Origin of the sequence: Herbaspirillum lusitanum P6-12 (assembly GCF_000256565.1) — a bacterium.
GTDB classification, from domain to species: domain Bacteria; phylum Pseudomonadota; class Gammaproteobacteria; order Burkholderiales; family Burkholderiaceae_D; genus Herbaspirillum; species Herbaspirillum lusitanum.
The window spans coordinates 1-9530 of record NZ_AJHH01000305.1; the positions used below are offsets into that span (position 1 = coordinate 1).

Consider the following 9530-nt stretch of genomic DNA (forward strand, 5'->3'; position numbering starts at 1 on the left):
TCTTTTTAACGTCCGGCGTCTTGTCGCCTATCCCAATCGCTTCGCCGCAATGGCATTGCCGGCACGGCTGACCGCCTTGCGTCCGAGATGCTGTGAAATGAACTGGCCGGCGTCCACCACGATGTCGAGGTCGATGCCGGTGTCGATGCCGAGGCCCTGCATCATGTACAGCACATCTTCCGACGCCACGTTGCCGGTCGCGCCCTTGGCGTAAGGGCAGCCACCCAGTCCGGCGACGGACGAGTGGTAAATCGTGATGCCGACTTCCAGGCTGGCGTAGATATTCGCCAGCGCCTGGCCATAGGTGTCATGGAAGTGTCCCGACAAACCGTCGATGTTGAATTCGCGGATCGCCGCCTGCATCACCGGCGCCACCTTGTTTGGCGTAGCCACGCCGATGGTGTCGGCGATGTCGATTTCATCGCAGCCGAGGTCGCGGAAGCGACCCACCACATCCGACACCGACGACAGCGGCACCTCGCCCTGATAAGGGCAGCCGAAGGCGCAGCTGACCGCCGCGCGCAAACGGATCTTGTGCTGTTTGGCCGCCAGTGCAACTTCGCGGAAACGCTCGATCGACTCGGCGATGGAGCAGTTGATGTTCTTTTGCGAGAATGCTTCGGATGCCGCACCGAAAATCACCACCTCGTCCGCACCGGCTTCCAGCGCCGCCTCAAAGCCTTTCATGTTGGGCGTCAACGCCGAATAAATCACGCCGGGCTTGCGCGCGATGCCACGCATGACTTCGCCCGAGGTGGCCATCTGCGGCACCCATTTCGGCGAGACGAACGAGGCGGCTTCGACGTTGACGAAGCCGGCCGAAGTCAGGCGATTGACCAGCTCGATCTTCACCTCGGCAGAGATGGTTTCCTTCTCGTTCTGCAAGCCGTCGCGTGGACCGACTTCAACGATTTTCACTTTCTTGGGCAAGCTCATGGGGTGTCTCCTTTACCTAAGCTTCGGCAGTTTTTGATGATATCAGTTTGGGGTGGGGACGTCGGTTGCGGTCAACGCCACATCGGCTACCGGGGCTCCGGTCATCGCCTGCAATTGCTGCGCCGTCAGATTGAAGACGGCATGCGGATGTCCTGCCGCCGCCCATACGCTGTCGTAACGGAACAAGTCCCGGTCCAGCAGCATCAGCGGTTTGACGGCATGGCCGATCGGGCAGACGCCGCCGATGACATAACCGGTTTTCTCGCGTACGAATCTGGCATCGGCCTTGCCCAGTGGGCCGACCTGCGCGGCCACCTTGGCTTCGTCGACGCGGTTGCTGCCGCTGGCGATCACCAGTACCGGCGCATCGTCGGACAGGCGTCGGAAGATGATCGACTTGGCAATCTCGGCGACGCTGCAGCCGAGGCCTGCGGCCGCCTCGGCGGACGTGCGTCCTGCGCTGGGCAGCATGATTACCGGTTTGTCGTGTTGCAGCGTCTTCAACAGATCCGCCACACGGCGGGCGGAATCGGGAAGCGCGTCGGATTGCTGTTGCATGTTCAATATCCCTTGTTACGATCGACCAGTCCGACTACCGCCTCGCCGCGTTGCAAGGCGGCGATTTTCTCGGCGATCTGGCGAGCTGCCTCGCTGCGCACGGTCAGAGCGGAAATGTGCGGCGTGATGGCAATGCGCGGATCTTTCCAGAACGGATGATGCGGCGGCAAGGGTTCTTCCTGGAACACGTCCAGCGTGGCGCCGGCGATCTGGCCGCTTTCCAGCAGAGGGGGAAGATCGGCTTCGACCAGATGGCCGCCGCGCGCCAGGTTGATCAGGTACGCGCCACGCGGCAACTGCGACAAGGTGTCGCGATTGAGGATGCCGGCGGTGTCGGGCGTCAGCGGCAGCATGCAGATCAGCACGCGCGCATTGCGCAGGAATTCATTCAATTGCGCGCTGCCTGCATAGGCTTTCACGCCGGGCAATGTCTTCGGGCTACGGCTCCAGCCGCTGACTTCAAAACCGAAATGCTGCAGGCTCTCGCAGATGCGTTGGCCCAGCACGCCCAGGCCCAGCACGCCGATGCCGAACCCGCTGCGCTCGAACGGCGGCAACGGCTTCCACTCGCCGCCGTTCGAGCGGGCCTGCCGTTCGTACTGGTCGAGGCGGCGATAGTAACGCAGCACCGCGTGCGTGGCGAACTCCGCCACCTGTACCGCCATGCCGCCGTCGTCGATGCGGATCAGCGGCAGAGTGTCCGGCACCACGTTCAATTTCAGGATGGCGTCGACACCGGCGCCGAGATTGAACACCGCCTTCAGTTCGGGACGGCCTTGCAGCATTTCGGCCGGCGGCTTCCACACGATGGCGTAATCGGCCGCCGCGGTATCGCCGGATTGCCAGACGCGAATCCCGGCGTGCGGCAGGGCGGTGCGAAGATCGCGTAGCCAGGCGTCCTGGTTGGCGGGGTCGGCGGTTTGGAAAAGGATGCGCATCGGAGCGGGTGAGGGGAGTGAAGGGAGTAAGCCGGTGATTTTACCTGCAACTCAAGGCGCTCGTCGTCAGCCGGCGTTCAGCAGGGACACGCCGTCGCTGCTGGCTGCACCGGCCTTGATCAGTTGCGCGCTGGCCCACTCCGCCAGTGCATCGTCGGAGAGATGGAAGTAGCGACGATTGCACAGCGCCAACAAGGGAATGCCGGCCATCATCGCCGCCACCTCCGGCAGGGAAATCGCTTGTCGTTCCAGCAGCAGGAACTTGAGCATTACCTTGACGCAGTTCTGCGCATTGCGCATGGAATCGGCCTGCAGATAGTCGAGGCGCGAATACGCCGTCGCCAGCGCCCGTTTCACGTCCGTGAACGGCGCGCCATGTCCGGGAATCACCACGCGCACATCAAGTCCCGCGATCAGGTCCAGCGTCGCGCGTTCCTCGGCAAAGCCGGATTCGCCTTCCAGCTCGGGGAAGATCACGCCGAAGCCGTTCTGCCACAACGCGTCGGCGGAGATCAGGATGCCCTCCTGGGCGCAATGCAGGATCAGCGAATGCGGATCGTGTCCCGGCGCGGCGAGTGCGGTCCATTCCAGATCGCCCAGCACCAGCGTGTCGCCGTCCCGCAAGGTGTCGTCGAAACGGAAGCGCGGACATTGCTGGCCGGTGGCGCGATAGCTCAGTGCGTCTTCGTCCCAGCGCGTCACCTTGTCTGCTTCGGCGTGTGGAATGCTGGTGCGGCAACCATAGCGCGCCTGTAAGGCGGCGTTGCCGCCGCAATGATCGGAGTGCAGATGCGTATTGATCACGCGGTCGAGCCGCGGCGCGCGGCCGCGTTCCTTGAGCACATGGTCGACCAGCGCCAGGGTTTGCGCCGCGTGGGTAACGTAGCCGGTGTCGACCAGCGCCGTCTCCTGCGTACCCAGAAACAGCACGTTGTTGGAGGATAGCCAGCCGCGTTCCAGCACATATACGCTGGACGGCAAACCGTAGGGATGGGCTCGCATCAGTGATTAGTGATCAGTGACCGTTCAGCCCGGCGTGAACGCCAGCAATTGCGCGCCTTCCGTCACCTGGTCGCCGACTGCGTACAGCAGCTCGTCGATGACGCCGTCAGCCGGCGCGGCAATCGTGTGCTCCATCTTCATCGCTTCCATGATCAGCAACGGCGCACCCTTGGTCACGCCATGGCCTTTTTCAACGAGCACGGCGACGATCTTGCCCGGCATCGGCGCGGTCAGGCGGCCGCCTTCGCTTTCGACGTGGCCGGCGTGCGCCAGCGGATCGTCCCAGGTCAGCACTGCGTGCCGGCCCTGATGGAAGACGTGGAAGATATCGCCGTCGCGCACCACGTTGCCGGCGACGATGTTGTCGTCCAGCGTGACGCGCAGGTCGGTGTCGCCCTGACGTTCAAAGCACAGGCCATGTTGCGCGCCGTCGCGATGCAGGATCCATGTCTGATCGCCGCGATACTCGACGCCGATCCTGTACTCACCGGCGTCGCCCGCCTCATCGGCAAACCGTAATACGCGCAACAGGCTGCCGTTCATGCGCCAGCCGCTGGTCTGCGCCCATGGATCGCGAGCGTCGCCGGCGTCTCCGGCTTCCTGCGCCAGCAACAACGAGGTCGCCAGCGCCAGCGTGGCAGTCGACGCCGGCTGCAGTGTCGGGAACAGTGCATCGTGATTGCGTTCGATCAGTCCGGTGTCCAGATCCGCGGTGGAGAAGGCTTGTCCTGCCACCAGTCGTTGCAGGAAGCCGATATTGGTGGCCAGCCCGACGATGCGGTACTGCGCCAGCGCTGCTGCCATGTTGGCCAGGGCGGCGTCACGATCCTTGCCCCAGACGATGAGCTTGGCGATCATCGGATCATAGAACGGCGAAATGGCATCGCCTTCGCGCACGCCGGAATCAATGCGCACGGCAGCCGGCGTCTGCACATGGCTATCAACGCGGAAGTGGACTGCCGGCGGCGTGTGCAGATAGCGCAGCGTGCCGATAGCCGGCAAGAAACCTTTCTCCGGATTCTCCGCGTAAATACGCGCCTCGATGGCGTGGCCGTTGAGTTGCAATTGTTCCTGGCGCAGCGGCAGGTTTTCGCCGGCGGCCACGCGCAATTGCCATTCGACCAGATCAAGGCCGGTAATCATTTCGGTGACCGGGTGTTCGACCTGCAGGCGCGTATTCATTTCCATGAAATAGAACGAGCCATCCTCGCCGTTGGAATAATCGGCGATGAATTCGACCGTGCCCGCACCGACGTAACCGACTGCCTTCGCTGCGGCTACGGCCGCGTCGCCCATGGCGCGGCGGCGTTCTTCGCTCATGCCCGGGGCCGGCGCTTCTTCCAGCACTTTCTGATGACGGCGCTGCACCGAGCAATCACGCTCGAACAGGTAGACGCATTCGCCGCGGCTGTCGGCGAAGACCTGAATCTCGATATGGCGCGGGCGCGTCAGGTAGCGTTCCACCAGCACCTTGTCGTCGCCGAAGCTGTTGATGGCTTCGCGCTTGCAGGACGCTAGCGCAGCCTTGAAATCTTCCGATTTCTCGACGATGCGCATGCCCTTGCCGCCGCCGCCGGCGCTGGCCTTGAGCAGTACCGGATAGCTGATGCGGTCGGCTTCTTTCTGCAGGAAGTCGGCCTCCTGGTTGTCGCCGTGATAGCCGGGCACCAGCGGCACATTGGCTTTTTCCATCAAGGCCTTGGCCGCCGACTTCGATCCCATCGCATGGATCGCCGACGCCGGCGGGCCGATGAAGACCAGCCCGGCCTTGGCGCATGCTTCGGCGAAACCGGCATTCTCGGACAGGAAGCCATAACCGGGATGGATCGCCTGCGCACCGGTGGCCAATGCCACGGCGATGATCTTGTCGCCGAGCAGATAGCTCTCCTTGGCCGGCGCCGGGCCGATCAGCACGGCCTCGTCGCAGGCCGCGACATGCTTGGCGTGCGCATCGGCTTCGGAATACACGGCAACCGTCTTGATGCCGAGCTTGCGCGCGGTCTCGGCCACCCGGCAGGCGATCTCGCCGCGATTTGCGATCAGAATTTTGCTGAACATCTTGTCTCCTTTTTTTGCATCTTCTGGATAGAAGAATTATTTTCCCGGTTCAGTCGGGGGCATTATTTTTTGTACCGCCGCCGTCTTCGTATTTCGATGAGACGCAATTTCCGCCAATAATTGCCGACGCATCAGCTCCCGTTCGGCGGCATCTGTTTTCCAGACGATGTGATCATCGATTGCGTAGGGATAGCAATTTGATTTCGCCAGATTCTGGCAAGTGATCAGCGCAGAAGCGAGCGCGTCTTTTCCCGTGCGATACGCCCAATGTCCATTCTCGGAAATGACAAAGCTGCGTGGCAAAGGACGTGTGAGATAAAGGGCGTAGCTGTCTTTGGCAAATTGACCGACATAGGGGATGGCCTCGGCGTTGGCCAGTTCAGCAAAGCCGGTATCGAGAGGAAGTGCGAATTCGCTTTGAAGCGGTTGTTTCGCCGCTTTGCGGCTGGCCTCAATCTTTTGCTTGTTTGCCTGGCGGATATCCGTGAAGTCGGTCTTTCCCATCATCTCGGCAACGGCCAGTTCCGTGAACTTGTTGTAGAGCCAGTTGATGCGTGTACTGTCTCCTCCAGCTATACCACCCAGGCCATACGAGGCCGTAACGTCGAAGGCATGGACTTGTTTATTGCCGCTGTCGAAGATGCGGACCTTGCCGTCGATCGAATCCGCCCCTGCCATGATGCCCCACATAATTGCGTTGAACGCAGAGCGGATCCGGAAACGGTTAATGGTGATTTCTGCGCGATAAGGCGAGTCAGCTTTCACCAAATCCAAGCCGCCGAGTTTGCGTTCGATGAAATCCAGTAACTCCTTCTGGCTGAAAATAGGATTTTCGGCTTGCAACAACGTTGCCTCTTCCGACAATTTCAGTTCCACGGAATTGATGGAGGTCGTAGCGAAAGTAGCTTTCATGGAGCCGTTTTCCCTCTGTATCGTGCCGGCGCAGCCGGACAGCAATGCGACGCACGACAAAATCAGAGCCCAGTAATTTTTCATTTTCCCCAGCCTTTGTTATTGGATTTGAGCATTCATTCTACATACGAAACACACCGAACTTCGTCTCTTCAATCGGCGCATTCAACGCTGCGCTCAGTCCCAGCCCAAGCACCGTGCGCGTATCGGCGGGGTCGATCACGCCGTCGTCCCACAGGCGCGCCGAGGCGTAGTAGGGATGCCCCTGGTGTTCGTACTGTTCGCGGATGGGCGTCTTGAAGGCGGCTTCTTCTTCCGCCGTCCAGCTGCCTCCCTTGGACTCGATACCGTCGCGCCTGACGGTCGCCAGCACGCTGGCGGCTTGCTCGCCGCCCATCACCGAGATGCGCGCATTCGGCCACATCCACAGGAAGCGCGGCGAAAAAGCGCGACCGCACATGCCGTAGTTGCCGGCGCCGAAACTGCCGCCGATGATCATCGTCAGCTTCGGCACGGCGGCGGTCGAGACGGCGGTCACCATCTTGGCGCCGTTGCGCGCGATGCCTTCGTTTTCATATTTCTTGCCGACCATGAAGCCGGTGATGTTCTGCAAGAAGATCAGCGGGATCTTGCGCTGGCAGCACAGTTCGATGAAGTGCGCACCCTTGAGGGCGGACTCCGAAAACAGGATGCCGTTGTTGGCGATGATGCCGACCGGCATGCCGTACAGATGCGCGAAGCCGCACACCAGTGTGGTGCCGTAGCGCGCCTTGAATTCGTCGAACTCGCTGCCGTCGACCACGCGTGCAATCACCTCGCGCACGTCGAAGGGTTTGCGCGTGTCGGTCGGGATCACGCCGTACAGTTCGCGCGCCGGATACTTCGGCTCACGGATTTCGCGCATGGCCAGCTGCTGCGGCTTGGTGCGATTGAGGTTGCCGACGATGCTGCGCGCAATCGACAGCGCATGCAGGTCGTTTTGCGCCAGGTGATCGACCACGCCCGACAGGCGCGTGTGGACGTCGCCGCCGCCCAGATCTTCCGCCGTGACGACTTCGCCGGTGGCTGCTTTCACCAGCGGTGGGCCGGCCAGGAAGATGGTGCCCTGGTCCTTGACGATGATGGATTCGTCGCTCATCGCCGGCACATACGCGCCGCCGGCGGTGCAGGAACCCATCACCACCGCGATCTGCGGGATGCCTTTGGCCGACAGGTTGGCCTGGTTGAAGAAGATGCGGCCGAAGTGGTCGCGGTCGGGAAATACTTCGTCCTGGTTCGGCAAGTTGGCGCCGCCGCTGTCGACCAGGTAGATGCAGGGCAGGTGGTTGAACTCGGCGATCTCCTGCGCGCGCAAATGCTTCTTGGCGGTCATCGGATAGTAGGTGCCGCCCTTGACGGTGGCATCGTTGCAGACGATCACGCATTCCTGGCCGGCGACGCGGCCGATGCCGGTGATGATGCCGGCGGAGGGCGCCGCATCCTTGCCTTCCTTCTCCTGATACATGGCGTAGGCGGCCAGTTGCGAGAACTCGAGGAAAGGCGTGCCCGGATCGAGCAGCATCTGCACGCGGTCGCGCGGCAGCAGTTTGCCGCGCGCCAGATGTTTGTTGCGTGCGGCCTCGCCGCCGCCTTGCGCGATGACGGCGATTTTCTCTTTCAGATCGTCGACGATGACTTGCATCGCCGCCATATTGCTCTGGAAATCTTCACTGCGCGTATTCAGTTTGCTGTCGAGTTGCGGCATGGTGATCCCTTTGTCTCAATATATTCTTATTCGTCGTCGGGAAAGGCGCCGTCGACGTAATACCAGCGCGCCACGCCGGCGGCGTCCGGCTGGCGTACAAAACTGCTGACTTCATGCAAACGATGTCCGCGGCCGCCGACCTTGAAGCGGGCGACGAATTCCACCGTGGCTTCATCGGTGTCTTTCACATGTTTGTGCTTGATCACGTCGAGTGCTATCCATTTGACGTCGCTCTCGGCAGTGATCGGCTCGTCCGGCAGCGTGTCGGGATGCCAGGTCGCGCGCAGATATTCTTCCTCGCGCAACGAGAATGCCGTATAGCGCGAGCGCATCAATTGCTCCGCCGTCGCCGGCACCGCTTCACCTGCAATGAAGCGCCCGCAGCAGGCGCCGTAGACGCCTTTGCCGCAAGGACAGGCTTGTTTGTCTGCCTTTCCAGCCATCAGATTTTGCCGTTCTTCAGGAACGCTTCGAGCTGGTCGAAGCGGTCGAAGCCCCAGAACGATTCGCCGCCGACGATCACGAACGGCGAGCCGAACACGCCGCGTTCGATGGAGGCGGCGACTTCCGCTTTCAGCGCGTCCTTGACGGCGTCGTCGTTGAGCGCCGCCGTCAGCTTGCCGACGTCGATGCCGTTATCGCCGGCGATGCGCACCACGGTCTCGAGTTTGCTGATGTCGATGTTTTCGGTGAAGTAGGCGCTGTAGAAGGCATGGATCAGGTTGATCGCTTTGGCCGCTTCGTTTTGCTGCACCCACAATATTGCGCGCGCCGCATGTTGCGTGGCGATCGGCATGACGTCGGGATGGCGGAACAGGATGTTGTGGAAGCGCGCGCTGCGCTCCATGTCGTGGCGCGCATAGTCGCCTTTCAACGGCACGTTGGCGATCGGCGCGATGTTCATGGTCTTGAACACCGGGCCGAGCAGAATGGCGCGCCAGTTGACCGTACGGCCATATTTCGCCGCCAGTTTTTCGATCTCCAGGGAGGCGAAATAACCGTACGGCGAGCTGAAGTCGAAGTAGAAATCGACGGGTGTTTTTTGATCGCTCATTGTTGGTCCCGGAGTGAGTTACAGCAGTTCAATCGCCAGCGCCGTGCCTTCGCCGCCGCCGATGCACAGGGACGCGACGCCGCGCTTGCCGCCGGTTTTCTTCAATGCGCCGATCAGCGTGACGATGATGCGCGCGCCGGAGGCGCCGATAGGATGGCCCAGCGCACAGGCGCCGCCGTGGATATTGACCTTGTCGTGGGGGATGCCGAGTTCCTTCATGGCGGCCATCGGCACGGCGGCAAAGGCCTCGTTGATTTCAAACAGATCGACGTCGGCGGTGCTCCAGCCGATTTTCTTGTACAGGTTGTTGATGGCGCCGATCGGCACA

At 61.6% G+C, this 9530-nt stretch carries 9 protein-coding genes and 1 pseudogene; all 10 read right to left on the reverse strand.

Annotated elements, in window-relative coordinates; genetic code table 11:
- Positions 1-27 precede the first annotated feature (27 nt).
- Positions 28-936, reverse strand: a complete 909-nt coding sequence (locus HLUSI_RS0109545) for a hydroxymethylglutaryl-CoA lyase (RefSeq protein ID WP_016833755.1) — start codon at positions 934-936, stop codon at positions 28-30.
- Between the two features lie 42 nt (positions 937-978).
- On the reverse strand, positions 979-1494 hold the full coding sequence (locus HLUSI_RS0109550; RefSeq protein ID WP_016833756.1) for a YbaK/EbsC family protein: 516 nt from the start codon (positions 1492-1494) through the stop codon (positions 979-981).
- A gap of 2 nt (positions 1495-1496) precedes the next feature.
- The gene (locus HLUSI_RS0109555) at positions 1497-2432 is read right to left on the reverse strand and encodes a 2-hydroxyacid dehydrogenase (protein WP_016833757.1); all 936 of its coding nucleotides are present in this window, start codon (positions 2430-2432) and stop codon (positions 1497-1499) included.
- Between the two features lie 66 nt (positions 2433-2498).
- Positions 2499-3434 (reverse strand): MBL fold metallo-hydrolase, encoded by a 936-nt coding sequence (locus HLUSI_RS0109560; RefSeq protein WP_016833758.1) that lies wholly within the window; start codon positions 3432-3434, stop codon positions 2499-2501.
- Between the two features lie 24 nt (positions 3435-3458).
- The gene (locus tag HLUSI_RS0109565) at positions 3459-5492 is read right to left on the reverse strand and encodes an acetyl/propionyl/methylcrotonyl-CoA carboxylase subunit alpha (RefSeq protein ID WP_016833759.1); all 2034 of its coding nucleotides are present in this window, start codon (positions 5490-5492) and stop codon (positions 3459-3461) included.
- Positions 5493-5528: 36 nt separating this feature from the next.
- Positions 5529-6488 carry a DUF4410 domain-containing protein gene (locus HLUSI_RS30985; protein WP_016833760.1) on the reverse strand — a complete coding sequence of 320 codons (960 nt, stop codon included), beginning with the start codon at positions 6486-6488 and terminating at the stop codon, positions 5529-5531.
- Positions 6489-6525: 37 nt separating this feature from the next.
- Positions 6526-8148 carry a carboxyl transferase domain-containing protein gene (locus tag HLUSI_RS0109575; protein WP_016833761.1) on the reverse strand — a complete coding sequence of 541 codons (1623 nt, stop codon included), beginning with the start codon at positions 8146-8148 and terminating at the stop codon, positions 6526-6528.
- A 26-nt stretch (positions 8149-8174) separates the two neighbouring features.
- Entirely contained in the window at positions 8175-8591 is a 417-nt protein-coding gene (locus HLUSI_RS0109580) for a YchJ family protein (RefSeq protein WP_016833762.1), read from the reverse strand.
- The gene (locus tag HLUSI_RS0109585; RefSeq protein WP_016833763.1) at positions 8591-9202 is read right to left on the reverse strand and encodes a 2-hydroxychromene-2-carboxylate isomerase; all 612 of its coding nucleotides are present in this window, start codon (positions 9200-9202) and stop codon (positions 8591-8593) included. The genes HLUSI_RS0109580 and HLUSI_RS0109585 overlap by 1 nt, the downstream gene beginning before the upstream one ends.
- 18 nt (positions 9203-9220) lie before the next feature.
- A pseudogene (locus HLUSI_RS0109590) lies at positions 9221-9530 on the reverse strand (acetyl-CoA C-acetyltransferase); the annotation flags it as partial.